Source organism: Arenibacter palladensis (assembly GCF_900129275.1).
Taxonomy (GTDB): domain Bacteria; phylum Bacteroidota; class Bacteroidia; order Flavobacteriales; family Flavobacteriaceae; genus Arenibacter; species Arenibacter palladensis.
Map to the genome: position 1 here is coordinate 72,143 of NZ_FQUX01000010.1, position 26,305 is coordinate 98,447.

General features: G+C 39.4%; 24 protein-coding genes and 1 other RNA gene. 10 read left to right on the top strand and 15 right to left on the bottom strand.

Going from position 1 to position 26,305, the window contains the following annotated elements:
- The 5 genes from BUA60_RS23100 to BUA60_RS20085 all read right to left on the bottom strand — a co-directional run.
- A partial coding sequence (locus BUA60_RS23100; protein WP_178347039.1) for a hypothetical protein occupies positions 1-233 on the bottom strand: 233 nt, incomplete at its 3' end.
- A gap of 141 nt (positions 234-374) precedes the next feature.
- Complete coding sequence (locus BUA60_RS20070) at positions 375-1,106, bottom strand: LytR/AlgR family response regulator transcription factor (RefSeq protein ID WP_072864918.1); 732 nt, start codon at positions 1,104-1,106, stop codon at positions 375-377.
- A 147-nt stretch (positions 1,107-1,253) separates the two neighbouring features.
- Positions 1,254-2,777: a hypothetical protein gene (locus BUA60_RS20075; RefSeq protein ID WP_143153246.1), complete on the bottom strand. Its 1,524-nt coding sequence runs from the start codon at positions 2,775-2,777 to the stop codon at positions 1,254-1,256.
- Positions 2,778-2,795: 18 nt separating this feature from the next.
- Complete coding sequence (locus tag BUA60_RS20080; protein WP_072864921.1) at positions 2,796-3,194, bottom strand: acyl-CoA thioesterase; 399 nt, start codon at positions 3,192-3,194, stop codon at positions 2,796-2,798.
- Between the two features lie 2 nt (positions 3,195-3,196).
- A complete protein-coding gene (locus BUA60_RS20085; protein WP_072864923.1) occupies positions 3,197-4,237 on the bottom strand; it encodes a glutaminyl-peptide cyclotransferase in 1,041 nt (346 codons plus the stop codon).
- Positions 4,238-4,441: 204 nt separating this feature from the next.
- Between BUA60_RS20085 and ffs the strand changes: the two genes are divergently transcribed.
- The 3 genes from ffs to fsa all read left to right on the top strand — a co-directional run bounded on the left by ffs (position 4,442) and on the right by fsa (position 6,196).
- An RNA gene (ffs, locus tag BUA60_RS20090) (signal recognition particle sRNA small type) lies at positions 4,442-4,540 on the top strand.
- A 120-nt stretch (positions 4,541-4,660) separates the two neighbouring features.
- On the top strand, positions 4,661-5,470 hold the full coding sequence (locus BUA60_RS20095; protein WP_072864925.1) for an SDR family oxidoreductase: 810 nt from the start codon (positions 4,661-4,663) through the stop codon (positions 5,468-5,470).
- 72 nt (positions 5,471-5,542) lie between these two features.
- Entirely contained in the window at positions 5,543-6,196 is a 654-nt protein-coding gene (gene fsa, locus BUA60_RS20100) for a fructose-6-phosphate aldolase (RefSeq protein WP_072864927.1), read from the top strand.
- A gap of 130 nt (positions 6,197-6,326) precedes the next feature.
- Here the strand turns inward: fsa and BUA60_RS20105 are convergent, their stop codons facing one another.
- Positions 6,327-7,715: a transaldolase gene (locus tag BUA60_RS20105; RefSeq protein ID WP_072864929.1), complete on the bottom strand. Its 1,389-nt coding sequence runs from the start codon at positions 7,713-7,715 to the stop codon at positions 6,327-6,329.
- 173 nt (positions 7,716-7,888) lie between these two features.
- On the opposite strand from BUA60_RS20105, the gene BUA60_RS20110 reads away from it, so the two are divergent.
- Positions 7,889-9,517, top strand: a complete 1,629-nt coding sequence (locus tag BUA60_RS20110; protein WP_072864932.1) for an ABC-F family ATP-binding cassette domain-containing protein — start codon at positions 7,889-7,891, stop codon at positions 9,515-9,517.
- A 26-nt stretch (positions 9,518-9,543) separates the two neighbouring features.
- Positions 9,544-10,671, top strand: coding sequence for a hypothetical protein (locus BUA60_RS20115; protein WP_143153247.1), 1,128 nt, complete (start codon positions 9,544-9,546; stop codon positions 10,669-10,671).
- 27 nt (positions 10,672-10,698) lie between these two features.
- Here BUA60_RS20115 and BUA60_RS20120 read toward each other — a convergent pair whose 3' ends face one another.
- Positions 10,699-11,418, bottom strand: a complete 720-nt coding sequence (locus tag BUA60_RS20120; protein ID WP_072864938.1) for a hypothetical protein — start codon at positions 11,416-11,418, stop codon at positions 10,699-10,701.
- A 248-nt stretch (positions 11,419-11,666) separates the two neighbouring features.
- Between BUA60_RS20120 and BUA60_RS20125 the strand changes: the two genes are divergently transcribed.
- Positions 11,667-12,233, top strand: coding sequence for a fasciclin domain-containing protein (locus BUA60_RS20125; protein WP_072864940.1), 567 nt, complete (start codon positions 11,667-11,669; stop codon positions 12,231-12,233).
- On the opposite strand, the gene pheT is transcribed toward BUA60_RS20125, so the two are convergent.
- Positions 12,225-14,651 (bottom strand): phenylalanine--tRNA ligase subunit beta, encoded by a 2,427-nt coding sequence (gene pheT, locus BUA60_RS20130; protein WP_072864942.1) that lies wholly within the window; start codon positions 14,649-14,651, stop codon positions 12,225-12,227. The two genes, BUA60_RS20125 and pheT, sit on opposite strands and share 9 nt — an antisense overlap.
- 216 nt (positions 14,652-14,867) lie before the next feature.
- Between pheT and BUA60_RS20135 the strand changes: the two genes are divergently transcribed.
- Positions 14,868-16,091, top strand: coding sequence for a peroxiredoxin family protein (locus BUA60_RS20135; RefSeq protein WP_072864944.1), 1,224 nt, complete (start codon positions 14,868-14,870; stop codon positions 16,089-16,091).
- 100 nt (positions 16,092-16,191) lie between these two features.
- Here BUA60_RS20135 and leuB read toward each other — a convergent pair whose 3' ends face one another.
- Positions 16,192-17,310, bottom strand: coding sequence for a 3-isopropylmalate dehydrogenase (gene leuB, locus BUA60_RS20140; protein WP_072864946.1), 1,119 nt, complete (start codon positions 17,308-17,310; stop codon positions 16,192-16,194).
- A 1-nt stretch (position 17,311) separates the two neighbouring features.
- A complete protein-coding gene (locus tag BUA60_RS20145; protein ID WP_072864948.1) occupies positions 17,312-18,484 on the bottom strand; it encodes a 2-isopropylmalate synthase in 1,173 nt (390 codons plus the stop codon).
- 147 nt (positions 18,485-18,631) lie between these two features.
- On the opposite strand from BUA60_RS20145, the gene BUA60_RS20150 reads away from it, so the two are divergent.
- Together BUA60_RS20150 and BUA60_RS20155 are read left to right on the top strand one after the other, a co-directional pair.
- Positions 18,632-20,176 (top strand): hypothetical protein, encoded by a 1,545-nt coding sequence (locus BUA60_RS20150; RefSeq protein WP_072864950.1) that lies wholly within the window; start codon positions 18,632-18,634, stop codon positions 20,174-20,176.
- Positions 20,177-20,185: 9 nt separating this feature from the next.
- On the top strand, positions 20,186-21,046 hold the full coding sequence (locus BUA60_RS20155) for a DMT family transporter (RefSeq protein WP_072864952.1): 861 nt from the start codon (positions 20,186-20,188) through the stop codon (positions 21,044-21,046).
- 8 nt (positions 21,047-21,054) lie between these two features.
- Here the strand turns inward: BUA60_RS20155 and BUA60_RS20160 are convergent, their stop codons facing one another.
- From BUA60_RS20160 to panB, 3 genes are all read right to left on the bottom strand, one after another.
- Complete coding sequence (locus BUA60_RS20160; protein WP_072864954.1) at positions 21,055-21,579, bottom strand: DUF4252 domain-containing protein; 525 nt, start codon at positions 21,577-21,579, stop codon at positions 21,055-21,057.
- A gap of 169 nt (positions 21,580-21,748) precedes the next feature.
- Positions 21,749-22,447, bottom strand: coding sequence for an RluA family pseudouridine synthase (locus tag BUA60_RS20165; RefSeq protein WP_072864956.1), 699 nt, complete (start codon positions 22,445-22,447; stop codon positions 21,749-21,751).
- Between the two features lie 76 nt (positions 22,448-22,523).
- Positions 22,524-23,342: a 3-methyl-2-oxobutanoate hydroxymethyltransferase gene (panB, locus tag BUA60_RS20170; protein WP_072864958.1), complete on the bottom strand. Its 819-nt coding sequence runs from the start codon at positions 23,340-23,342 to the stop codon at positions 22,524-22,526.
- 122 nt (positions 23,343-23,464) lie between these two features.
- Between panB and BUA60_RS20175 the strand changes: the two genes are divergently transcribed.
- Positions 23,465-23,926: a nuclear transport factor 2 family protein gene (locus BUA60_RS20175; RefSeq protein ID WP_072864959.1), complete on the top strand. Its 462-nt coding sequence runs from the start codon at positions 23,465-23,467 to the stop codon at positions 23,924-23,926.
- Here BUA60_RS20175 and BUA60_RS23105 read toward each other — a convergent pair whose 3' ends face one another.
- Together BUA60_RS23105 and BUA60_RS20185 are read right to left on the bottom strand one after the other, a co-directional pair.
- A complete protein-coding gene (locus BUA60_RS23105) occupies positions 23,927-24,100 on the bottom strand; it encodes a hypothetical protein (RefSeq protein ID WP_178347040.1) in 174 nt (57 codons plus the stop codon).
- A 71-nt stretch (positions 24,101-24,171) separates the two neighbouring features.
- Entirely contained in the window at positions 24,172-26,301 is a 2,130-nt protein-coding gene (locus tag BUA60_RS20185) for a two-component regulator propeller domain-containing protein (RefSeq protein WP_072864963.1), read from the bottom strand.
- Positions 26,302-26,305 lie beyond the last annotated feature (4 nt).

The window sequence follows — 26,305 nt, forward strand, 5'->3', positions numbered from 1 at the left end:
GCCTTAGGAGGATCCCTTCTTTCCCTTGGAATTACATCACCATCGGTAGCAACGGCATTGTCATTTTTCTGGAAATCGATCGTAGCCTTGGGAGGGTCTCTTCTTTCCCTTGGAATTACGTCTCCGTCAGTAGCGATGGAATTGTTTACAGTAGGAAACACATCTTGGGTTCCCATGGCAAATAAGCCGATACTTAAAAGTACTACGGCAAAAATAGATAGTAATCTTTTCATTTTTAGTGGTTTTCGAGGGTTAATGAGGTTTAATTCTAAAGCCAAATTAACAAAGAAGGAACACTAAAAAATTATGTAGGAATTATCTTTAGTACATGTGGGAGTTCTATTAGTGAACGTACTGTTTTTGTGAGAATTTGTCTAATTAAGTGTAGAAATGGTATTTTTGGCCAGGACCTTTTTAAGGTTGTCAATGTTATTTTTGTAGGATTTGGAAAAAGGTAATTGTAGTTTGTCGTGCTTTAAAGTGCACAGACCTTTACCATAGTTGATCCTAGAAACGAAGTCGATATTGATAATATAACTTTGATGTACCCTTACAAAATTCGCCGGTAAATTGTTTTCAAAAGTCTTTAACGTTTTAAAAGCACTTATAGTACTTCCATCTTTCATAAAAAAGTCTGTGGCATTATTATCGGCTTGTAAATACATGATTTCCTTTGTATTTATGTAGCGATAATCTTTATAGGATTGAAGCAAAAGTGTTTTGGGCTCCTGATCCTTGGGTGTTTTTAATTTTAATCTTAAGAGGGTCTTTCTAATGTCGAATTCGTTATAAGGCAGTAACCAGTAGTCGAAAAAATGACATTTTAAGGCTTCAAAGGCAAATTGCTTGCTTTTGGAAATTCCGATAAAAATTGGGATTTCTTTTAGGTATTGGTGCATTTCCATAATCATATGAAAATACTCATGGGCCTTTTCATTTAAATGGATAAATACGACATCTGGAGATTTTTTAAGTATACCATTTAAACCATCAACACTGTTGGTGGCTACTCCTGAACAATAGAATTCACTGTATTCTTCCATATAGTGTTGGAGCTGTAAATTGGATTGGGCATCAGAGTCCAAAATGGTATAGGTATATTCCATAATTTCAGATGATTTTAATGCAAATTAGTGATACTTAAATGCATAGGTGGGTATTTCAACCTTAGAAAAACTAGGGTTTTCATTTTATTGGCTAAATATATACTATTTGAAAGATTTTTCTTTCGACCTTTGAAGAATATTACTATTTTAATTTATGAAAATTACTTCATAGGCGCCTAGGGTTAGGTTTTTTGTCCTATCCGTCCCTAGAATATCTAAGGGAACTGACTGCGCCGTGACCAGATTTCCTGCTCCAATAGCACTTGAATTTTCTTTAATTAAAAAATTATTCTGTGTGGGGGATTCAAATTCCGGATCCAAATTTAGCAATACATTATCATAATGGGCGGTGTTGCCAAAGTTGTACAGATCATTTTCAGAATTGTTCTTGAATTTAAGGAGGCAGTTTTCGAAGTAGAAATTAAAAGTTGAATTTTCACCTTTGATCAGGTTCAATTCGTTTGGATTGCTGCCATATATTATGCAATTTTTAAAATCTGCCCTTGCCATGGTAGATGTACTGTTTCCACTCAATGTAGAATTGTCCAATTGTAGCGCTGCTCCAGAGCGGAACCCATATTTCCAATAATTGGCTATCGTTGCATGGGTAAAGCTGTAATCGCCTCCGAGGTTGCAATATAATGAGATGTTCCCTGCAGCACCCAAAACTAAATTTTCACTTCTTATTTTGGCGGATTTTGCCCACAAGTTTACGTTTTCGCTATTGTAGATTTGGGAGTTCTTTAAAGTTAAAGTGGTTTCCTCTAGGTTGTTTCCCCCATGGACGAGAATGCCTACAGTGGCATTTTTGATCGTGAGGTAGTCTATTTTGTTATGTATACTGCCTTTGGATATCCATATAGACCCCCATTGACCGGGGACGTCCGAGTAGTTGGGCTCCAGCCGATCTCCTTCAAAAACCACCTCGTTTTCCAGTAAATCCCTGTCCTCGCTTAATCGCCCGTTAATATGTAGGGAGGCATTTTCTTTTATCAATATCCCTGAATCCTTGTGGAAATGTACTCGAGTACCTGCTTCAATGGTTAGGGTCTTACCTTCAGGTACGGCAGCGTAGCCATATATAACATAGGGTTTGTCTTTGGTGAAATTGAGCTGGTCTAGGCCGAGTTCAAAACCTTCCGCCCTAATTTCTTCCCCAGATTCCTTAATATCTAGAACAATTGTTTCCCGTTGTCCGTTCAGGGATCTTGCTGGGAATAAAAATATGGCATCCTTGATCAGGGTGACCAATTGTACTTCTTGCAAATGGTTTTCCTTGTCGAACTGAATAGCATCTGTGTGCAAAAATTCCTTGGCATCGGCATCTGTAATGTCGGCAGTGGTTTCCACAAAGATGTATAGGCTGTCCTTGGCAAACAAAGGGATGTCCCTAAAAAGTTGACCAGCTTCCCCATCTACATTTAAACGATATTTGCTGTCTTCTCCGTTTTTGAGCTGAATTGTGGGGATGCTTATATCCGTGGAGCTGCGGTTATATACTTTTAAGGTGTAGGTGCTGCTGCCAATGTTGCTGAAAATTGTATCCAAAAAAACAGTATCCTTGGAGAATTCCAAAGAGCCGTTACTTTTTGTATAATCGAAGTCTGTCCTACATGAGGAAAATAATAATAGTAGAACTAGGGCAGAAAAAATACAAAAAGTTTTATGCACGGATTTTATATTGAATATTCAGGTTTGGGTAAGAAAGATACTTTCTATTTCCGGGGAAATTCTCATGGGCTTGAAAGTTTCTGAGTTTAACAAACACCATTCGGTCTTGGATTTGACAAGCAATTGATTGTTTTCTTTGTTGTACATTTCTACAATCCTAACGCTCACGGGGCCCTTGGTCTTGTCGATATAAGTTTTCATTAGAATAACATCGTCCAATTTTGCTGCACTTTTGTACGTAATATGATGGGTCAGTACTACCCATACCGTATTGTTTATCAAATCTTTAGGAGCTTTGGCCCGCCAATGTTCCTTGGCAATATCTTGCATCCATTGAACATATCGTACATTGTTAACGTGGTTCAGGTCATCCAGATCATCCTCTACTACCTTTATGGTTTTTTCAAAAGTTCCCATAGTTATTTTTTAAGGATGTTTACCTCAAACATTTTGTCCCAGTTTTTTCCAGTAACGAAGAAGGTCTTCCTTTGTGGATGATAGGCTACTCCATTTAGTACGTCCAGATTCTGATGTTGCGTAACTTTTTCCTTTAGACCGCCAAAATTTATAACACCTTCTATTGCACCACTTTTGGCGTCTATGATCATCATGCTTTCCTTTTGGTAGACATTAGCGTATATTTTTCCGTCTACATATTCCAATTCATTGGCCTTGTTAAATATGGAGGTATTGGTTACCGTTTCAAAATGGCCCTCCTCGGCCATAGTTTCAGGATTTAAAAACCATATTTTCTCGGTGCCATCACTCTTGAATATTTTCTTGCCATCGTTGCACAAACCCCATCCTTCCTTACTTTGGTTGTACTTAAAACTGTCTATTTTCTTAAAATCCCTTAGGTCGTAGATGAATCCAACTCCACTTTGCCAGGTAAGCTGATAAATTTTATTGTTTAAAATAGTGATGCCCTCTCCAAAATAGGTGTTGTCCAAGTCAATTTTCTTTAAAATTTTTCCGGTTTTATAATCTACCTGCCTCAGGGAGGATTTGCCCTTTTTACCGGTACTTTCGTAAAGTGTATCCTGATGAAATTCCAATCCTTGGGTATAGGCGTCCATATCATGGGGGTATTCGTTGAGAATTTCGTAGGTATAGATTTCGGGCGCATGCTCTGCCAATAATTTTATCCCTTTGGAGACTTCAACGGTTTCACCTTCGAAACTTATGTTGGCAGTCAAGGTTTTGGCCCCAAGTTCCAATTGGTCCAGTGTAATTTTATCGTTGTTCAGCGTAATTTCCTTATTGTCCAAGGTGTAGGTGATCTTATCTATCTCCTTATTCTTTAAATTTTTGACAGAGATGCCTACCACCTGATTTTTTTGAAATTCCGTTTGGTTTCCTTCCAACTGAATTTCGAAGAGTTTGGAAGGGTTTGTGGTACCATCACAGGCTAAAAAGAACAGGGGAATTATAAAGAATAGGTTTAATTTAAAGGCGTTCATTTTTTAATAAGGGTATAAATTATAATAAAATTTTAGAGCGTAAAGCATATTCTCCGAACAAATAGTTTCTTTGATTTTTGTATAGTTGTCTTAAAATCAACCCGCTATCCAGAAATATTTTTGGCGACTTTTTAGGGCAAGATATTTAATAAAATTAAGACCTGAAAACGATTGTAAAAAAATTAAAAGATTGTATATTTGCATCGGCAAGTCCTACACGACCAGCTCCTGTAGAATCCCCCAGGGTGGGAACGCAGCAAGGGTATATGGTTGTAGCGGTGCGATGTAGGTAGCTTGCCATTTTTTGTGCCCTAAAGCGAAGGTTTTATTTTCATTTTTTTTGAACCATTTGGCGTAGATAACAACACTATATTCCTTTCCTTTCCTGTTTTATTCGTTAATTTGCAACCTTAATTTTAATAAATGGAGCACAGGGTTGTACTTGTTACTGGAGGTTCTTCGGGCATTGGAAAATCTATAGGGATTTATTTAAAATCAAAGGGTTTTAAAGTTTACGGAACAACACGGCGGTTGGACAGCCATCCCAATTTTATCGATTTTGAACTTTTGGAATTGGATGTAAGAAATCCAGAAAGTATAGAGTCTGCCATTTCCAAGCTAATGGAAAGGGAAGGGAGATTGGATGTATTAGTAAACAATGCCGGCATAGGAATTACAGGGCCCATAGAGGAAACACCACACTCCGAAATTTTAAAAGCATTCGACACCAATTTTAATGGTCCCATACATATGTCCAAGGCGGTTTTGCCTCATATGAGGCGGCAGGAAAAGGGTTTGATCATCAATATTACATCCATTGCGGGGTATATGGGTTTGCCATATAGGGGATTTTATTCTGCCTCTAAAGGTGCCTTGGAGTTGGTTACGGAGGCCCTGAGAATGGAGGTCAAGGGCTTTGGGATAAACATTACCAATCTGGCCCCTGGAGATTTTGCAACCAATATAGCTTCTGGGCGTTACCATGCCCCAATTTTGAGTGACTCGCCCTATAAAGAACCTTATGGAAGTACCTTGAAAATGATGAACGAGCATGTGGATAGTGGTAAAGATCCCATGTTGGTGGCCCACATGGTATTAAAAATAATAAATACAAAAAAGCCTAAAGTCCATTATAAGGTTGGGGAGTTTATGCAAAAGTTCTCATTATTTCTGAAAAAAATATTACCGGACAAAGTATATGAGAAACTCTTGATGAACCATTATAAATTGTAATTTTGCCAAACCAAAAGGTAGGCATGCAAAAAGGCTATATCTTTCAAATTAATAATTTAAAAAGCAATTAACATGAAGTTCTTTATTGACACCGCTAATTTAGCACAGATAAAAGAAGCCCAGGAATTAGGAGTTTTGGATGGGGTAACCACAAATCCTTCACTTATGGCCAAAGAGGGCATTACCGGAAGAAACAATATTTTAAAGCACTATGTGGATATCTGTAATATAGTGGATGGTGATGTTTCCGCCGAGGTAATTTCCACCGATTTTAAAGGAATGATCAAAGAGGGTGAAGAGCTGGCGGAATTGCATGAGCAAATCGTGGTTAAGGTGCCTATGATAAAAGACGGTGTTAAGGCTATAAAATATTTTGCCGATAAAGGAATAAGAACCAATTGTACTTTGGTATTCTCCTGTGGACAGGCTTTGTTGGCCGCCAAAGCTGGTGCGGCCTATGTTTCTCCGTTTATTGGAAGATTGGACGATATTTCTACAGATGGCCTAAACTTAATCTCTGAAATTAGGCACATATATGATAATTATGAGTTTGAAACACAAATATTGGCTGCTTCAGTAAGGCATACCATGCATGTGATAGATTGTGCCAAAATCGGTGCTGATGTAATGACCGGTCCATTGTCGGCTATTGAAGGTCTTTTAAAACACCCTTTAACAGATAGTGGCCTTGCCAAGTTTTTGGAAGACTACAAGAAAGGTAACTAGTTTTATCAAAATTCTATATAGATTTAAGCCTCTTGAGCTCATTGAGCATAAGAGGCTTTTTTATTTTTTATATTGATCAGGATATCTTCTTAGAGTTCAATAACCGAAATTTCCACCAGCCGGATAAGCATTAAAAACTACTGTAAAGATCGGCAAATGCGTCTACAATAAGTCCGTCTTTGGTTATAATACCTTTATTGAGACCACCTATCACCAAAGCATTTTTTAAATTTTCAAAATCGTCGGTGCGGAATTGTTTTTCCATGTCCAATTTATTGGCACTTAATAAGGATTGCCATCTTAGGGCATCCGTATTGCAATTTATTCCAACAAAAGTAAATTCGGGCTTGTTTTCGGATAGTTGTGCCACTCGGGTAAGTACGTTCTCGAAGTTGGATCTCTGTGTTCCGGACCAAAAATAGAAAACGGTATTTTTTTCTTTTTCAGCAATTTCCTGTAGGGTAACTAAAGCCCCATCCGTACTTATGACCGAAATATTGGGCAGTTTGTTGGCAGGCTGTAGACTATTTACTCCCTGGTAAATAGCTTCTATTTCAGCACTATGTCTGTTATTCCCGGAAAGTCTATGAAAATCATCAATAAAAATTCTATTGTTTTCATCGGTATCATGGACATTTATTAGGTAGTCCATGGCCACATTTCTAAATAAATTATCCCTCAAGTCCTTTTCAGTAACTAAGCTATCTATGAGTTTTAACTTGTGCTGGTTGAAATGTAATTTATTCTTGACTATTTCATAGTGCGCATCCTTACATTTTGTATAACAACCCATATAGGATAAATTATTAAAATGCGTCTTCATAAAATTGTAGTAATACCTGTGATACGATAGATTTTCGTTGTTGTAGTCTACTGTCTTTCTATAATCGTAAAAGTTATCTGGAAGTTCAGGGATGGTGTTCATTCCCATCTTTCTTCTGTTCCAAAACGGATATTTCTCTTTATAGATGTAATAATTGTAATCTATACTGGCCTTGGCCATGTCTGCCGCTTTAGGGGAAAGTGTCACTTCCTTGACAAGCTCGTTAAGGGCGTTTACCTTAATTGCCTTCAATGAGTCCAATTTAAGGGAGAAATCCACCGGATCAAGCTGGGAATAGGAGTAGACTATTGCAGGCTCTGATTCCGTGGTTAAAAAGAATTCCACTAAAAAATTGTTTATTTCTTCGCCCTTCCCGGAAAATATCAACGACTCGTCAAAATCCTCAGTATTGAGGCGGATCATTAGGCTATCTCCCCTTTCTAGATAAACGTACTGTAATTCCGGGCTATGGTCAAAATGATACAAACCTTCCACCACAGTATCCAACTGTATAGTAAATCTATTATCACCATCAAGTTTGGCAGAATCTATGACGATATCGTCCTTAAACAGAACAACATACTCGCTAGTGGGATTTACAATTTCACCAGCAAAGAATGCACCAGGGGATTTTTTTTCTATCGAACCGCAACCAACTAATGCAATCAGAAAAGAATATAGTAAAGGTTTATTCATATGAGAATAGCTACTTTATAGTGAACAAATCTAATAAACTCAACAGATACAGGCTGTTAATTGTGAGTTAAATCTACTGGTTCTTAGTTAAAATGACACTTAAAGGCGTTGTAATATAGTTGCTTGAACGGGTTTATTTTTGTTATTTTTGCACAAAATTTAAAACATTATATATGCTGTCAGTATCAAATTTATCTGTGCAATTTGGGAAAAGGGTTCTTTTTGATGAAGTAAACGTTTCCTTTACACAAGGTAATTGTTATGGTATTATTGGTGCCAATGGAGCGGGAAAATCCACATTTTTAAAAATTCTATCGGGACAAATAGACCCTACATCAGGTCACGTTCACTTGGAACCAGGAAAGAGGATGTCCATCTTGGAACAAAATCACAATGCCTATGACGAATATACGGTTTTGGAGAGTGTGGTAATGGGCAACAAACCTTTGTTCAAGATAAAGAAGGAGATAGATGCCCTATATGCTGATTACAGTGATGAAAATGCGGATAGAATAGGGGAGTTGCAGGTGCAATTTGAGGAAATGAACGGTTGGAATGCCGATAGTGATGCTGCAGCCCTATTGTCCAACTTGGGGATTACTGAAGAATTTCACTATACCTTAATGGGCGACTTGGATTCCAAACTCAAGGTTAGGGTGCTATTGGCACAGGCATTGTTTGGCAATCCGGATGTATTGATAATGGATGAGCCTACCAACGATCTGGATTATGAAACTATAAATTGGTTGGAGAACTTCCTTGCCGACTATGAAAATACGGTTATCGTAGTTTCGCACGATAGACACTTTTTAGATTCTGTTTGTACCCATATTGGGGATATAGATTTCGGAAAAATGAACCTTTACTCGGGTAACTATACCTTCTGGTACGAGAGTAGTCAATTGGCTGCCAGACAAAGGGCGCAACAAAACAAAAAATCCGAGGAAAAGGCCAAGGAATTGCAGGAGTTTATCCAGCGTTTCAGTGCCAACGTGGCAAAGAGCAAGCAGGCTACATCCCGAAAAAAAATGTTGTCCAAATTAAAAATTGAGGATATTAAGCCTTCCAGTAGACGTTACCCTGCCATTATTTTTGATAGGGAAAGGGAAGCCGGGGATCAGATATTGAACGTTGAAAAGTTATCCGCCTCAACAGAAGAGGGCGAGATTTTGTTCCAGGATGTCAATATTAATCTGGCCAAGGGGGACAAAGTAGCCATAATTTCTAGGGACTCAAGGGCCACTACGGCATTTTACGAGATTATTAATGGCAATAGAAAGGCGGATAGTGGGTCCTTTCAGTGGGGGGTAACTACCAACCAATCCTATTTGCCTGCAGATAATGCTTCCTTTTTTACCGAAGATATCAATTTGGTGGATTGGTTAAGGCAATGGGCCAAAACTGAAGAAGAAAGGGAAGAAGTAAATATTAGGGGCTTTTTGGGAAAAATGTTGTTTAGCGGTGAAGAAGCCTTGAAGAAATGTACGGTATTGTCCGGAGGTGAAAAGGTACGTTGTATGTTGAGTAGAATGATGTTGATGAGGGCCAATGTAGTTATGTTGGACGAGCCTACCAACCATTTGGATCTGGAAAGTATAACCACCTTCAATAATTCCTTGAAGAATTTTAAAGGTACCGTTCTCTTTACTACCCATGACCACGAATTTGCTGAGACTGTGGCGAATAGGGTAATAGAATTGACTCCAAAAGGTAATATTGACAGATATTTGACGTTTGATGATTATATGTCCGATAAGACAATAAAGGAGCAGCGCAACAAAATGTACGCCGTTCCGGTGTAGTTTTGTTGGACCCAAATTCTTACTTTATGAAAACCTACCTATTCATATGCATGTTTATTGCATGTCTTGTTATGGGCTGTTCTGAGGAAGGAGTTGGGGATAAGATTGACGAATCTCCAAGCCTAAAGGCAGACTATACCGTATTGCTTCATAAAGACGGACATATGAAAACCGCTCTTTTAAATGCAGATTCGGACGGGATTACCATTAATCCAGATGTTGGCTATTTTGAGATGGTGCCTGTGCCGCAACAATTCTACAGGAATGGTAACCAGATGGGATTTTACAGCTCCAAGGAGGACTGTAGTGGCAACATTACGGTCCACGACTTTAGCGATGGCACAACGGCCCTTACTACTGCGTTTACGGAAGATTTAAATTGCGACCGTAATGTGAAAAGCATTGCTTTTTCCGGAAATAAAGCTTTGTTGGCCTATGTTGTTCCTAAAGACACCAAAAAAGATGATTATTATTTGCGGATTTTGGATCTAACAGAAGGCTCAAATTCTTTTGAAGATGTCTCCTTGGCCAAAGAACCCATTCAGCTTTTGGTTTCGAATAACAAAGCCTTTGTTCTGTGTTTGGATGCCGATATTACCAACAAATATTCCCTTATGTCCATAAATATTGATAGCGGTGTCCTAACCCATGAGGTAGTCTTGGGTACCGATGTTTTAAAGATATCAAAGGATGGAATGGGCAATATATTGGTAAGTTATCCCAATTTGCACAACCTTATTGATGGAAATACAATGATTTTGGGTGTTACGACCAATTATTTGTTGGGGAAGGAGCCAAAGTTTGGGTATGCCAAACAGGAATATTTGGGGGAACAGACCATGTATTACCCCATGGAATCGGGTTCTAAAAGTTCCTATCCCCATATTGCCGCGGTATATGATTTTAAGGAAAATTTGTCTATCCTATATATTTATGAAAATTTTCTTAGCCTAGAGGAAAGAAATCTAAAATACGAAATAGAAGATACTACAATGGTTTCCTACGATGCCAAGAATAATTTGATTTTGATAGGCTATAGTAAAAAAGGGGATAGTGGCAAAGGAGGACTAATGAGGATAAAGCCTATACCAGACCCCAAATTTGTGGATAATATTAATTTGGATGGCATTCCAATGGAATTGTTTCCCAATTAGAACCTAATAGTACGTTAAGAATTTGTCCTAGGTTTTTAAGTATTTGCAGTTCCAAATGGCGGGATTAAAATTTTTGCCCAAGGCAAAGCCATAAAATATTACAATGGATGCAAGGCATTTAAACATAAAAAAGAAAATTACCCAAAATTGAAAACTGGAACTTTCCTTTGAGAACAATCCGTTAGGAACCAATAGGGTTATCACATAACTAATACCTACTACCAGGGCAACGAGATTTACCAAGCTTTTAAAGGGCCACATCAATATTTTTCTTAGTGGATGCAGGTCACGGCCCCATTTGTGGATTAAATAGTAATAATCATTACCTATTGGTGCAAATAAAATGGGATCATCCCTGTCTTTCAACTTAAAAAGTTTTGAGGGTGCAAGTATCTTGAACCCCTTTATTTCCAATTCATGCTCTTTTTCCAGTTTTTTTATTTTGGAAATGGCATCCTGTGGAATTTCACCTTTAAAATAGTGGGAATCCAAAAATCTTAACCTATAATCGACCGCTATTTTTTTAATATGACGAACGTGGTATATTTCCGCAGTTTCCAAAAGATCAAAATTAAAGTCATTGGAAATTACTGCGTCCATACTTTTAAGGTTGTCCTCAATTCTTTTCTGGGCATCGTCCTCCTTGGCCAATAGGCGATAGACATCATTTAAAATTTTATCGGCAGACTTGTCCTTTTGCTTTGCTAGAATAAGTTTTTCCCGAATATTGGTTCTTCTCAATAGCATTTTTATATTCTTTTATAGCAATTGTCATAAAGTTAAGAAATTAAGGTTTTCAATTTTGGTTTATGGCGTTAAAAATTGGAATAGTGTAATAAAACACAGGTAATTATGGTGTTTTCGTAAGCTAAAAATCAATATTGTTAAATTTTTAAATTAGTTGATAACTTTTTTTAAAACAACACATTGAATATTGTATATTGTCGACGAATTTAACCGTTCATCGATTTTTTTAATTCCCAAACCCAGAAACCATGAGAAGCTATGTGTCCGTTTGCGCCCTATTATTTTTGATTACCTCTATTGCATATGGCCAAACTTCATTCACGGAAAATAGTTTTTTAAAGACGGAAAATTCCATTATTGAAAGTGCTGCGGATTCTGGACACCATTATACTTTGTTGGAAGCTGTAAAGGCTGCTAATTTGGACAAGATATTGAACGAGGATGGTCCGTTTACGGTTTTTGCCCCCTCGGATATGGCTTTTAGAAAGCTCTCCAAAGTAAACTTGAAGGAATTGTTATTACCTGAAAATAAAAAGGAGCTCTTTTCGCTTTTAACCTACCACATTGTTGCTGGTAACATAACTGCCTCCAAAATTTTGAAGGCTTTGTGCAACGGGAATGGCAAAGCAAGTTTTACTACAGTACAGGGCGACAAAATTTTTGCCTCCATGGATGGATTGGATATCGTGCTTACGGACAAGGCAGGAAATAAGGCCAAAATAACCAGTGCCGATGCCAATCAATGTAATGGTATTATCCATGAGATAGACAGTGTTATCCTGCCCAATTCACTTTCGGCAGCAAATTTACCTTAATTCGGCTCCCAATTCGCTTTCATAGCGATGTAAAAGCTTATTCATTATCTTGTCTATCTGCTTGTCGGTCAAGGTACCGTTTTCATCCTGCAGGGTGTAACTTACGGCATATGACTTTTTGCCTTCTGGTAAATTTTTGCCATTGTAAACATCGAAAAGGTTCACATTGGTTAAATACTTTCGTTCGGTCTGAAGCGCTATATCATAAATCTGCTTAAAACTCACCTGCTCGTCCACCAAAAGGGCGTAGTCCCTCTTTACTTCAGGGTATTTTGGAATTTCTTTATAGATTATTTTATTGTTCACTATGGCTTCCAATATACAATCCCAGTCAAAATCCGCATAGAGCACCTCTTCCTTAATATCAAACTCCTTTAAAATGGATTTCTTTACAACCCCAAGGCTAACTATTGACTTATTGTCCATTGATAAGGAAATTCCCTCCGATAGAGTGTCGCTGGTATTAGGTTGGGATATAAGTTGGGTAAGCCCCAATCTATTTAGGAGATTTTCTACAATAGCCTTAAGGTAGAAGAAATCTGCCTTTTTGGGCGGAGTGTTCCAGCTATCTTCCAATCTGTTCCCGGTGACAAGAATACTTAGATGCTTTTTCTCCTCTCTTTGGGTTTCATATTGATGATAGGTTTTTCCAAATTCGAATATTTTAAGGTTGTGCATCTGCCTATTGCTATTGTGTGCAATAGCCTCTAGGCCTGAAAACAGCATGGATTGCCTCATTACCGAAAGATCTGTACTGAGGGGGTTTAACATACTAATAGTGTGTTCTTCCTTAATATCTTCCGATAATTTGTTATAGACAGGGGAAGTTAAACTATTGGCCAATATTTCATTGAATCCTTTTGAGGCTAAAAAATTACCTATTATGTTTTGGATCTTATAATCCTCAAATTTGGAGGTAGGGGCAATGGAAGCGTTCAGCTTTTCTTTAAATTCAACATTATTATATCCAAAAACGCGCAGAATTTCCTCAATGACATCCACCTCTCTCTGCACATCCACACGGTAGAAAGGAATTGATAATCCAAGACCGGATTCCGTAACATTTTTTACCTTTATGTCCAATGATGCAAGAATGGACTTAATAGTGTCCTTGGGAATTTCCTGACCAATTAACTTGTTAATTTTGTCGAATGTCAAGAACACGTGGTAGTCATCCTTCTTTTTGGGATAAATATCCACAATGTCCGAAGTAATATCTCCACCGGCGATTTCGTGGATAAGCAGAGCAGCGCGTTTTAGGCAATATTCTACATTATCTATATCTATTCCCCTCTCAAAACGGAAGGAAGCGTCTGTATTTATACTGTGTCTTTTGGCCGTTTTACGCACGGATACAGGGTTGAAGAAGGCACTTTCCAAGAAAATACTGCTGGTACTTTCCGTAACCCCAGAATTTTGCCCGCCCAGGACTCCGGCTATACACAGCGGTTTTTCCGTATCGCAAATCATAAGATCCTCTTCACTTAGGGTGCGCTGAACTCCATCCAAAGTGGTAAACTTGGTTCCTTTGGGAAGGGTTTTTACAATTATTTTGTTTCCTTTGATCTTTGCAGCATCAAAAGCGTGCAAAGGCTGCCCCAATTCGTGCAATACATAATTGGTAGCGTCTACCACATTATTCTTTGGGGTAATTCCAATAGATCTCAATCTATTTTTTAACCAATCCGGTGATGGTTGTACAATTAGGTTACTTATGGTTATTCCGCAATATCTGGGAGCCAGTTCGCTCTTTACGACCTCAACGTCAATTTTTAACGATCGGTTTACAATGTTGAAATTGGTCACTGGTGGAGTAATCAATTCCTTAAGGATATCCCTTTGCTTAAATCCGGCCTTTAGATCCCTGGCAACTCCAAAATGGCTCATGGCATCGGCCCGGTTGGGAGTAAGTCCAATCTCAAACACCTCATCAACTTCAATTTCGAAAACTTCGGAACAGGGGGTTCCCACTTTTAATGCATCAGGGAGTACCATAATTCCGTCGTGACTTTCGCCCAATCCAAGCTCATCTTCGGCACAGATCATGCCATGGCTTTCCTCTCCACGGATCTTTCCTTTCTTTATTACCCAGGCTTCTCCTTCCGCTGTATATAGGGTTGTCCCTATGGTAGCCACGGCTACCTTTTGTCCGGCTTCTACGTTGGGTGCCCCACAGACAATTTGTAACGGAGCTTCAAGACCAATGTTTACGGTGGTCAATTTTAATTTATCAGCGTTTGGATGTTTTATACAGGTCAAAACTTCGCCAACCACAATTCCTTTCAATCCTCCTTTGACAGATTCAAATGGGGAAATACCCTCAACCTCCAGGCCCAAGTCAGTTAATAATTCAGCTGTCCTATTGGAATCCCAGTCAATTTTCAAGAACTGCTTCAACCAGTTGTAAGATATTTTCATCGAGTATTTTTAAAGACCTCAAATATAAAACAATGCTAGAAGACATTCAATACGTATTTCATTGAATGTTTTATTTTTTATTATCCAAAATTTTTTGTTACTTAACTCGATATTTTTTTCGTCACCCTTTTCATTTCACGAGACCAACTAGTGTATAAGGGTCAAAAATTTCCATCAAAAAAGCTTCCCCTTCAATTTAATGTTCAATGATTCAAGATGAAGCACATTTTCTTCATATTTTTTCTGTGCATACTGTTCAATAGCTGCAAAGATTCTGAAGCCGTTGTTTTGGCAGAAGGCATGTGGTTGGCCGAAGTGGAAGTCGGAGACGACCAAAGTTTGCCATTCAATTTTAGCCTAAAGGATACTGGAAATGGGGAATACGTTATTGAATTGTACAATTCCGATGAAACTATTTTTATTGATGAAATAAAGGTAAAGGGAGATTCCGTAGTCATTCGAATGCCTGTTTTTGAAGGGTACATGGCAGGAAAATTTAATGACAAGCAAATAACTGGAGAATTTAGAAAAGAAAACGAAGAAAGGGTATTGCCCTTCAGGGCTGAGCATGGAATTGATGAGCGCTTTAAGAGTGAGGGTATTCCCAATACCAATATTTCTGGAGATTGGGAGGTGATGTTTAAGCCTGAAAATGGGGAAAGCTATATGGCCAAGGGGATCTTTAAGCAGGTAGATGACAAGGTTTCCGGTACCTTTAGAACAGCCACTGGGGATTATCGCTATTTGGATGGTATTAATACTGTCGATTCTGTAAAGTTCTCCACATTCGACGGTGCCCGTGCCTATTTGTTCAAAGCCAAAACTACAGATAGCACCATGGTAGGAGTGTTTTACTCCGGAAAGCATTCCAAGGAATTTTTTGTGGCCAAAAGGAATGAAAACTATGAGCTGCCCAATTCCGAGACGTTGACCTATATGAAAAAAGGGTATGACAAATTAAGTTTTTCGTTCCCTGATTCCAATGGCAATATAGTGTCCTTGAGCGATCCTGTGTTTAAGGATAAGGTAGTCATTATTCAGATTATGGGGACCTGGTGTCCAAATTGTTTGGACGAAACCAAATTTTTGGTGGATTATCTGGAAAAATATTCAAATGAAGATATAACTGTTATCGCCCTAGCTTTTGAGTATGCCAAAACGAAGGATGCGGCCTTTAAATCGATTAATAGGCTTAAAGATAGGATAGGGGTTCAATATCCCATATTGTTGGCCCAATACGGGGGTATAGACAAGGAAATGGCACAAAAAAAGTTACCCATGTTGAATCATGTACTTTCCTTCCCCACAACTATAATTGTCGGCAAAAAGGGGGAAGTGCAAAAAATATACACGGGTTTCAACGGTCCGGCAACGGGTAGTCATTACGACAGTTTTAAGAAGGATTTCCACAGTTTCATACTTCAACTCTTGGAGGTATAAAGCAATGAGATTTAAAATACAGGGAGCGACTAGTTGGGATTATCTTTCTATTCTTTATAAATGGCCAAATCCACAAAAAAGGATGTGTACTTGCAGGCGATTAAATGATAGTGGATCTTCCCAATCCTATATTTTCGTAATTATAATTGAGGTTTTCATCGGAATCTATGATGTTTCCTGCAATAAAATCCCCAACCTGTGTGGTGCCATATTTACTTGAAGCGTTCAGATCCTTGGTAACCACATGTTTTTTCATGGATTTGTCTACTGCTATTACAACGGCGAGCGACTCTTCATGTAGTCCGAAATGGCTAAGCATCATGGCGGTTGATAGGATGGAGGCTACAGGATTGGCTATATTTTTTCCGGCAGCCTGTGGGTAGGAACCGTGAAAAGGTTCAAACATGGCGTGTTCATTGCCAATCGAGGCCGAAGGCAGAAGTCCTTTGGATCCGCAAATGGCACTGCCTTGGTCGGACAATATGTCGCCGAACATATTATCGGTCAGGATAACGTCAAAGTCGTTCGGATCCAACATCATTTTCATGGCCGCGTTATCAACAAACAAAAAATCCAACTGTACTTCCGGATAGCTTTCTGATATTCTGGTTACCACTTTGCGCCATAGCCTAGAGGTCTCCAAGACATTTGCCTTATCTACCAAGGTTAGTTTTTTGCGTCTGTTCTTGGCGGCTTTAAAGGCTAAATGGGTAATTCGGCTGATTTCCTTTTCTGAGTATTCACATAAATCCGAAGCACGTGTCCCGTCTTCACTAAGTTTTTTTTCGCCGAAGTAGATTCCACCGGTTAGCTCTCTATAGATCACGAAATCCGTTCCAAAAATGACGTGTTTTTTTAAAGGTGATTTATTTATCAAGGTTGGAAAAATCTTTACCGGCCTAATATTGGTAAAAAGTTGCAATTCCCTACGCAGTTGGAGCAACCCCTGTTCGGGGCGTACTCTTGCGCTTGGATTGTCATCGTATTTAAGGGTACCTATAGTTCCAAAAAGAATGGCATCTGATGCCTTGCAAAGATCAATGGTTTGCTTTGGTAGCGGGGAGCCGTATTTGTCCATAGCAACAGCTCCGATCAACCCTTCCGTATAAGTGAAATGATGGTTGAAGGTCTCTTCAACGGCCTGTAAACATTTTACAGACTGCGCCAAGACCTCTGGACCAATTCCATCTCCCCCTAAAAGAGCAATCTTTAAATCCATTTTAAGCTATGCTTTTTATTTTAATACCGCTGGCAATGATAATATCGTGGATATCCTCGTCAAAAATTTCTTTTTGCTTATCTGCAAATTTTAAAAATTCCTGATAAACTACATCCAGTTGGGTCTTAGTAAGTTCGTATCCTACATTTTTTGCCCTATAGGCCAATGCAGCCCTACCACTTCGTGCGGTAAGAACAATGGAAGACTCGTTAACCCCTACATCTGCAGGATCTATTATTTCATAGGTCTCCCTATTTTTTATGACTCCGTCCTGATGAATCCCAGAGCTATGGGCAAATGCATTGGCACCCACTATGGCTTTGTTGGGTTGTACGTATACTCCCATTTTTTGGGACACCATCTGACTGGTATCATATAGCAATTTACTGTTGATATTGGTGTCCAAATTAAGTGTTGGGTGCTGTCTCAAGATCATGACCACTTCCTCTAGGGCAGTGTTTCCGGCCCTTTCGCCAATTCCATTGATAGTACATTCAATTTGTCTTGCACCGTTGATTACTCCGGCAATGGAGTTTGCGGTGGCCAATCCTAGGTCATTATGACAATGACAGGATAAAATAGCCTTATGTATACCGGTTACGTTTTCCTTTAGATATTTTATTTTGGCTCCGTATTCCTCAGGCAAACAGTAACCTGTGGTGTCAGGGATATTCAATACCGTGGCACCGGCCTTAACGACCGCCTCACAGACCCTGGCTAAAAATTCGTTATCCGTTCTTCCCGCATCCTCCGCATAAAATTCTACATCCTCCACAAAGGTTTTGGCATAACTTACCGCCTCTACGGCCCGTTCTATTATAGCGTCCTTATTGGAGTTGAACTTGAATTTAATATGGGATTCCGAAGTTCCGATACCTGTATGTATCCTTGGTCTTTTAGCATATTTTAATGCCTCTGCAGCAACTTCAATGTCTTTTTTAACAGCACGCGTAAGTCCACATACCGTTGCATTCTTTACAATTTTTGAAATCTCCTGCACAGAATTAAAATCTCCTGGACTGGAAATTGGGAAACCGGCTTCTATAATGTCTACCCCTAAAAGATCCAGTCTTTCAGCGATAATTAGTTTTTGGTCCGTATCCAATTTACATCCGGGGACTTGCTCTCCATCTCTAAGTGTTGTGTCAAAAATATGTACCTTTTCTTTGCTCATTATATTTACGTAATTTTATGTGCGCTATACGAATATAGTACTAGTAGGTTTGCTTGTCCTAATCGCAAAATAGCATTTACAACGTTAAATAACTTTTTGAAGTATTTAAAACACTGATTATCAATTATATAAACCTTTATTATTACGATGACAAATGCGCATAAAGATGCATTATTCGTTTTGGTTAAATCACTTTCCAAGTCCGAGAAACGTCAATTTAAATTGTATGTTGGGCGCCTGGGGGTGAATACCGATGCCAAATTTCTTGCCCTTTTTAATTTAATGGATAAAATTAAGGTATATGATGAAAAATTAATACTGGAAAATGGGATTGTAAAGAAAGCCCAGTTATCCAACTTGAAGGCCCACCTTTACAAGCAGATTTTAGTAAGCCTTAGGTTAAACCCTGTGAATCAGAACATAAGGGTGCAGATCCGGGAGCAATTGGATTTTGCCACAATTCTGTACCAAAAGGGACTGTACAAGCAGAGTCTTAAAATATTGGACAAGGCCAAGGCTACCGCCATTGAAAATGAGGAGAAAAACGTGGCCTATGAAATAGTGGAATTTGAGAAGTTGATAGAGACCCAGTATATTACCCGTAGTATCCCGGACAGGGCAGATGAATTGGCGGTGCAGGCCAAACAACTTTCGGCACAGAATGTAATTACTAGTAAATTATCCAACCTTGCACTCCAGTTATATGGGCAAATGTTAAAAATTGGCTATGTTAGAAGTGATGAGGATATTAAAAGGGTTCAGAAATATTTCGAGAAGCACATGCCGAAGTATAATATCGAAGACTTGGGCTTTAGGGAAAAGCTTTGGTTGTATAAGGCGCATCTTTGGTATAGTTTTCTGACCCAGGATTTTTTGTCCTGTTATAAGTATTCCAGTAAATGGGTAGATCTTTTTTATGAGAATAAGGAAATGATCTATTTAAACCCTGTATTCTTTTTAAAGGGGAACCATTATTTGTTGGAATCTTTATTTTATGTGAAATACAGTTCCCAATTCAAGGAAACCTTGGAGAAATTGGAAAAAATTGTGAGTAGCAAGGAATTTCCGGACAATGACAATATAGCTTCCTTGGCCTTCCTGTATATCAATTTAAATAAATTAAACCTTCATTTCCTGGAGGGCAATTTTGAAAAGGGCCTTTATTTGGTCAAAATCGTAGAATACGGAATCAATAAGCATAAGGATAGGATAGACCAGCATCATGTTATGGTGTTGTACTATAAGATAGCCTGCCTTTATTTTGGATATGGGGATAACAAAACCTGTATTCAGTATTTAAAGAGGATCATTAACAACAAGAACCTAAAAATGCGTGAGGACCTTATGTGCTTTGCCCGGGTACTAAGTCTTATTGCCCATTACGAGGCCGGTATGGACTATCACTTGGAAGTACAGCTGAAAAGCACCTATAAGTTCCTGTTAAAAATGAACGATCTTCATGCCGTACAGAAGGAAATGATTAAATTCTTAAGAGGTTTGGGCGATATCTACCCGCACGAGTTGCCCAACGAGTTCCAAAAGTTGTACGATGAATTAAAAAAATACGAAAACCATCCCTATGAAAAACGTGCTTTCTTATATTTGGACATTATTTCATGGTTGGAAAGTCATCTACAAAATAAACCCGTAGCGCAAATTATTAAGGAGAAGGCCATGTCCGTTACCCGTTAAAAAATATTTTTGAAAAGTAAGAGCCTTCACATCAACCATTTGCTGGAGATTAATCTGGCCATGATTTTTATAAGTACTTCCGGAGCTTTGGGCAGATACGTGCAGCTTCCGGTGCCCGTTACCATAGCCAGTAGGGCGGGCTTGGCATTTTTGTTTCTATTGCTCTATTGTAAATGGAAGAAAATATCGTTTCGTATTGCCAAAAAGGATCACCCTATTCTTTTTTTAAGCGGTATTTTTATGGGGATCCATTGGTTGACCTATTTCTATGCCCTGCAGCTTTCCAGTGTGGCCATAGGTATGTTGTCTATGTTTACATACCCTATTCTAACGGCCTTATTGGAACCATTGATTTTAAAAACGCCGTTCCAAAGAATTCATTTTGTCCTAGGACTTTTGGTATTGGCCGGAATTTATCTGTTGGCTCCCGACTTTGAAACCGGCAATTCACATATTGTGGCCGTGGGTCTTGGTGTTTTTTCGGCACTGGCCTATGCCATTAGGAATATTATCCTAAAGTCTAGGGCGGCCCATTACAATGGGTCCTTAATGATGACCTACCAAACTGGCATAGTTGGGTTTATTTTGGCACCGGTATTTTTTATTTATAATGTGGATGCCATTGCAGACCAATGGCCGGCACTGTTAACATTGGCCTTGTTCACTACTGCCATTGGGCATACCCTATTTCTCAATTGTTTTAAGCACTTTAGCATTACTACGGTGAGTATCTTAAGCAGCGTGCAACCGGTTTATGGTATATTGATAGGAGTGGTTTTTCTTTCGGAAATTCCTAGTTGGACTACGGTCATGGGCGGAATACTTATTCTTAGCTCTGTAGTTATAGAGAGTGTAAGGTCTTACAAATAAATCATATACTAGTTATTTATGCCGGGGGTAGTGGGATTATACTCCTTGACCAGGCTTTCGGTAAGTTTTTCGAAGTCGTTGTTTTTGGCCATTCCCCTTACTTTAACAGGGTCAAAATTTCCATTGAAGTAGAGAAATGAACCCGTTTTATTATTGTTGTTGAATATTAGAATTTCCTTGACCGAATTTTTGCGTTCCCTTATGGAAACTATGGAACGTTTTAAATCATCATTTTTACGATAAATCTCGATAAAGGAATTTCCGGTAATACCGTTCATTTGCTTGTTAAGGAAATCGGCTCTCGCAGGAGTGGCAACAGGAAACTGCATATACCTTAAGTCTTTGGTGTCGCCTACCAAGGCATTTATTTCCGGCGATATATTGCTTATAAGGGATATCATAAAATGGGGCACGCGGATAGCGGTAACCTGGTTGTCATTCTTATGGGCTTCGTAAAAGGAATCTATGGAATTGTAGCTTCCGCAGGAGATCAATAACATCATACTAGAAATAAATAGTGCTGTCTTGCCCATGGAAAAATTTTTAAGCTGGCCATATGCATATGGCCTCAGTTAAAGGTAATGAAAATTTAGTTGTTAGGCGTGATCCGAATGTTCCTGTACTTGTCCCAGCCATTTAGGTTGATGTGGAATGTACACTAAAGAATCCTTCCGATACCTCATGGACCTGTGCAGAGGTAATTTACTTACAGGCGTTCCAAACACTATCTTCGGGGGGTGGTGCTATAATCTGCAACAATTCTCTTTTTACGGGATGTATAAAAGCAAGGCTTCTGGCGTGCAGATGAATGCTTCCGTCTTTATTGCTTCGGTCCGCCCCGTATTTTAAATCCCCTTTTATGACACACCCAATAGCTGCCAATTGTGCCCTAATTTGATGGTGGCGACCTGTTTTTAAATCAATTTCCAATAAAAAATAACGGTCCAGTTGCTTCATCACCTTATAGTCCAAAATAGCCTTTTTACTATCTGGCACTTCCTTAATATGGCCGTAGGATTTATTCTGCTTCGGATTGCGTTTTAGCCAATGGGTCAAGGTGCCCTTTTCCTGTTCCGGCATTTTATTGACTACCGCCCAATAGGTCTTTTGGGCATCTTTTTCGGCAAACAATTTGTTGAGCCTTGGCAGGGCCTTTGAGGTTTTTGCAAAGACCACAATACCTGTGGTTGGCCTATCCAGCCTGTGTGCCACGCCCAAATATACGTTCCCGGGTTTGTTGTCTTTGGTCTTTATATATTGTTTTACGACCTCGCTGAGGGGAGTGTCGCCGGTTTTATCGCCCTGCACAATATCGCCCGCCCTTTTATTGATGGCTATAAGATGGTTATCCTCGTATAAGACCTGTAAATTCTCTGGGGTAGAAATTGTTTTTGTGGACACTTTGGAATTGATTATCTAGTTTATAGAAGATGTGCGCAATAAAATGGCAGACCTTATACAGGAATAAATATATTGCTTAGTATTGTTCCTCGTCACTAGGGAAGTCCCTCGTTTTTACATCGTCTACATACTTGGAAATGGCATTGCCCATTTCTTCATATAGATTGAGGTACCTCCGCAAAAATCTTGGATTGAATTCCTGGGTTATTCCCAAGAGGTCGTGAATTACCAACACCTGTCCGTCTACACCATTTCCTGCGCCAATGCCAATAATGGGAATGGAGACACTTTCTGCTACTTCCTTGGCCAATTTGGCGGGTATTTTTTCAAGAACTATGGCAAAACACCCCATTTTTTCCAAAAGTTTGGCATCTTCAATGAGTTTATGTGCTTCTTCTTCCTCTTTTGCCCTTACTGTATAAGTGCCAAATTTATAAATGGACTGAGGGGTCAGGCCCAAATGTCCCATTACGGGAATACCTGCATTGAGAATCCTTTTTACAGATTCCTTAATTTCCTGCCCACCTTCTACCTTTACGGCATGGGCACCACTTTCTTTCATGATCCTGATGGCCGACCGCAAGGCCTCTTTGGGATCACTTTGGTAACTTCCAAAAGGTATGTCCACCACCACTAGGGCGCGGTTTACTGCCCGTATTACCGAAGAGGCATGATAGATCATTTGGTCTAAGGTAATGGGAAGGGTGGTTTCATGTCCGGCCATAACATTACTGGCAGAATCGCCCACCAATATTACATCCACATTGGCGGCATCGACAATTTTTGCCATAGAATAATCATAAGCCGTTAACATGGATATTTTCTCCCCGTTTTTTTTCATATCAACGAGGGATTTTACAGTTACTCTTTTGTATTCTTTTTTGGTAGCGGACATCTAGATTGTATTTGGTGGGATAAAAGTAATGATTTGTTCCAAAAATTATGAATCTAGCAATAGTTAGTTCCCAAATTTTTATTTTTTAACTATTTTTATGTGATGGTCAAGACCTTATAAATATGGATAATACTAAACTTTTCATTTTGGCTTTGTTGATGGCTTTTCATTTTGGCAATGCCCAGAATAATGAGGAAAAGATGGTTAAAAAAACCATAGAAGCTTTTTTTGAAGCTTTTCACCAACAGGATTCAATGGCAATTAGGGAAACGGTTTCCAAAGATATCGTGCTACAGACCATTGGGAAAGATGCGGATGGGAGGGAAGTAGTGAAAACAGATGATTTCAACCATTTTTTAAAATCGATAGTAGCCATTCCCGCTACCACAAAATTTGAAGAAAAAATAATGTCCTATAACATTCAAATTGATGGTGCCATGGCCAATGCTTGGACCAACTACGAATTTTGGGTGAACGATAGCTTTAGCCATTGTGGCGTAAATTCGTTTCAACTATTTAATGACCAAGGCAGCTGGAAGATTATTTATTTGATAGATACCAGAAGAAAAGAAGGCTGTGATTAGTTAGGGTAATTCGTTTTCCATGGAGGAAATAAATTTGATCAAGGCTTCGGGCTGATCGGTTTGTATCCCGTTATGGGCACCTCTATGGGCTATAACATAGGTGCTGCCGTTTTTAGGGTTGGGCAGCCCGGTTTGCGGGTAGCCATAAGCAGGACCCAGAAGGACTATTAACATTATTGTTATAAAAGGCCTATGCATTGGTGTTATGCTTTAAATAACGGCATGGCTATGGCCAATATGGCGTTCTATGGTTCAATCAGCTTATGGTATGCGGCCAAATAATAGGGTAGGAGGTAAAAGGTGCCTTCGTGTTCTGCATATCCATTACCTTCGTTATCATGGAGAACAGTGGCATCCCTATCCAATCTTACGTGGCCCCTTTCGTCTATTGGGAGTGCATAGGTGTCATTACCCCAGCCCATATCTGCAGATTGTCCCGGTGTGGGGTCCAATTGTATGTCCAGGCGGTGGGTGTTGTCCATATCATAACCTATCAGGTCCAACGGGATACGTTGCAAGGTTTCCGTCATATAACGATTGTCTAGGCTACTCTTGTAGTATCTGTCTATACTAGCTTTGGCAAACAATGGATTTTCTGTAAACAGCTCTTGCGGCTTAAAAAACCCTTGATCCACCTTTTGTGTAAAAAAACCGGCCATAGCACCATATAGTCCGTCCCAAAAGGCATTTTTCTGCTTGCTGATATGCAGCCAGGCATTCTCTAGGGCAATGCGGTACATGATTTGTCTTTCCGGATTCTTTTCGTAATTAATGAGGCCGTAAAGACTCATAAGCCCCAGATTGTTGTCCCATGGGACTGCATTTTCCGGGGGAAAAAATTCTTTGGCATGCATGGCATAGATATCATAATTTTCCTTTTCGCGCAACATTTCGGCCACCTCATCATATTTGGGATCTCCGGTAACATGCGAGGCTACATTTAAAAAGGAAAGCATCATCATAGCATTGAGTCCGCGTTGGTCCCAGCCCCAAATGGAATTGAAATAGTCAGGGTCAAAACTGCCCCAGCGTGTTGGTTTCCCGTCATAATCCACCAATTTGAAACCATGTTTTATAAGGTGGTCGGTTACATCTGCGACCACTTGTTTAACGGCATCCTTTTCTTCCTTGGTCTCTGCAATCAAATCGTGATAAATGCCATAATAAAAATAATGTCCGGCCAATTCGTCCGAGCTAGTATCGCATTTCCATCTATAATTTCCGTCTTCACTAAGTGGGAAACGAGGAAAAATATCCTTCCAGAAGGGGTCGTTTTTCTGATGTCTAGTATTGTATTCCTTGCTATATTGTTCGTTAACGGGTTCATGCCAATCCACAGGAATGATCACCCTTGCCGGAAACCCGGGTTCATGGGTAATGTCTACCAACCATTTTAGGGCATAAAAGCTTCTATTGGCCAGTTCCCTGGCCTCCGGATCCTTGGTAATGGCGTATCGGAAGGCCTGTGCTGCACCGTACATAGCGGTATATTGCCCATCATTATCCGAAATGGCCAACTGACTTGTATTAATATTGAATTGTTCGGTAAGATGGTTTTGACAGATAAAACCCATCCTGTTATGTCTTTCTTCTACCTGTTTTGTAAAATAGGCCGCTTTTTCGGGGTAGGTCATTTTTTTGGAAACAATTTGGGCAATGCCGTTCCTAGTGGCGATCCAGGCAGTACCGTCCTGGTCAACAGCTATGGAGTTTACATGGTTGTCCGGCAACCATCTGCGGTTTGCCCTGTAGTAAAAAACATTTTCCTCAACCCTGAAAGCCCCAATTTCGGTGCCAAACCATACCTCACCTTTTGGTCCTGGGGCTGCACAAGTGAAATGATTGTATGGCACTCCTTCCTTACCGGTAAACAGTGTCCATTTACCATTTTCCAAATAGCCTATGCCTTGTTTGGCACCAAACCACAATCGGTTTTTTGTGTCCACTGTCAAGGCTGCCACCTCTTTCAAGGCCCAACTATAATTGGTGTCGGAGGGTAGCTCCTGCTTCCATTTATTGTTGCCAATATTAAAATACAGGCCATTTTCACAACCCACATAGGTGGTGTTCATGTAATTGGATGTGCTGAGGACCTTACCGGCCTCCTGGGGTATGCCCTTATATTTGGGTATAGCTGTGGAAGAATTACCCTTATTGCTAGAAATCCATTTGGAACCTTTCCATTCGTATTGCCCCGATGAGGTGGTTGCGATAGGGATATTGTCAACAATTGATATTTGATCAATATTGCCCTGGGGAAGTCCAACAGAAATGTTATTGATAAGGGCGACATCCTGATAAAATGAGGTTTCCTGAGCACAGACTTCAAAGGAAAAATGAAGGATCAAGGCTAATGCAAATAGAATTCTATACATATTG

Bases quoted from the DNA above. Each gene is read 5' to 3' on its own strand.
- BUA60_RS20070 (WP_072864918.1), bottom strand. From the start codon at position 1,106: ATGGAATATACCTATACCATTTTGGACTCTGATGCCCAATCCAATTTA.
- BUA60_RS20080 (WP_072864921.1), bottom strand. From the start codon at position 3,194: ATGGGAACTTTTGAAAAAACCATAAAGGTAGTAGAGGATGATCTGGAT.
- BUA60_RS20085 (WP_072864923.1), bottom strand. From the start codon at position 4,237: ATGAACGCCTTTAAATTAAACCTATTCTTTATAATTCCCCTGTTCTTT.
- BUA60_RS20095 (WP_072864925.1), top strand. From the start codon at position 4,661: ATGGAGCACAGGGTTGTACTTGTTACTGGAGGTTCTTCGGGCATTGGA.
- fsa (WP_072864927.1), top strand. From the start codon at position 5,543: ATGAAGTTCTTTATTGACACCGCTAATTTAGCACAGATAAAAGAAGCC.
- BUA60_RS20105 (WP_072864929.1), bottom strand. From the start codon at position 7,715: ATGAATAAACCTTTACTATATTCTTTTCTGATTGCATTAGTTGGTTGC.
- BUA60_RS20110 (WP_072864932.1), top strand. From the start codon at position 7,889: ATGCTGTCAGTATCAAATTTATCTGTGCAATTTGGGAAAAGGGTTCTT.
- BUA60_RS20115 (WP_143153247.1), top strand. From the start codon at position 9,544: ATGAAAACCTACCTATTCATATGCATGTTTATTGCATGTCTTGTTATG.
- BUA60_RS20120 (WP_072864938.1), bottom strand. From the start codon at position 11,418: ATGCTATTGAGAAGAACCAATATTCGGGAAAAACTTATTCTAGCAAAG.
- BUA60_RS20125 (WP_072864940.1), top strand. From the start codon at position 11,667: ATGAGAAGCTATGTGTCCGTTTGCGCCCTATTATTTTTGATTACCTCT.
- pheT (WP_072864942.1), bottom strand. From the start codon at position 14,651: ATGAAAATATCTTACAACTGGTTGAAGCAGTTCTTGAAAATTGACTGG.
- BUA60_RS20135 (WP_072864944.1), top strand. From the start codon at position 14,868: ATGAAGCACATTTTCTTCATATTTTTTCTGTGCATACTGTTCAATAGC.
- leuB (WP_072864946.1), bottom strand. From the start codon at position 17,310: ATGGATTTAAAGATTGCTCTTTTAGGGGGAGATGGAATTGGTCCAGAG.
- BUA60_RS20145 (WP_072864948.1), bottom strand. From the start codon at position 18,484: ATGAGCAAAGAAAAGGTACATATTTTTGACACAACACTTAGAGATGGA.
- BUA60_RS20150 (WP_072864950.1), top strand. From the start codon at position 18,632: ATGACAAATGCGCATAAAGATGCATTATTCGTTTTGGTTAAATCACTT.
- BUA60_RS20160 (WP_072864954.1), bottom strand. From the start codon at position 21,579: ATGGGCAAGACAGCACTATTTATTTCTAGTATGATGTTATTGATCTCC.
- panB (WP_072864958.1), bottom strand. From the start codon at position 23,342: ATGTCCGCTACCAAAAAAGAATACAAAAGAGTAACTGTAAAATCCCTC.
- BUA60_RS20175 (WP_072864959.1), top strand. From the start codon at position 23,465: ATGGATAATACTAAACTTTTCATTTTGGCTTTGTTGATGGCTTTTCAT.
- BUA60_RS23105 (WP_178347040.1), bottom strand. From the start codon at position 24,100: ATGTTAATAGTCCTTCTGGGTCCTGCTTATGGCTACCCGCAAACCGGG.
- BUA60_RS20185 (WP_072864963.1), bottom strand. From the start codon at position 26,301: ATGTATAGAATTCTATTTGCATTAGCCTTGATCCTTCATTTTTCCTTT.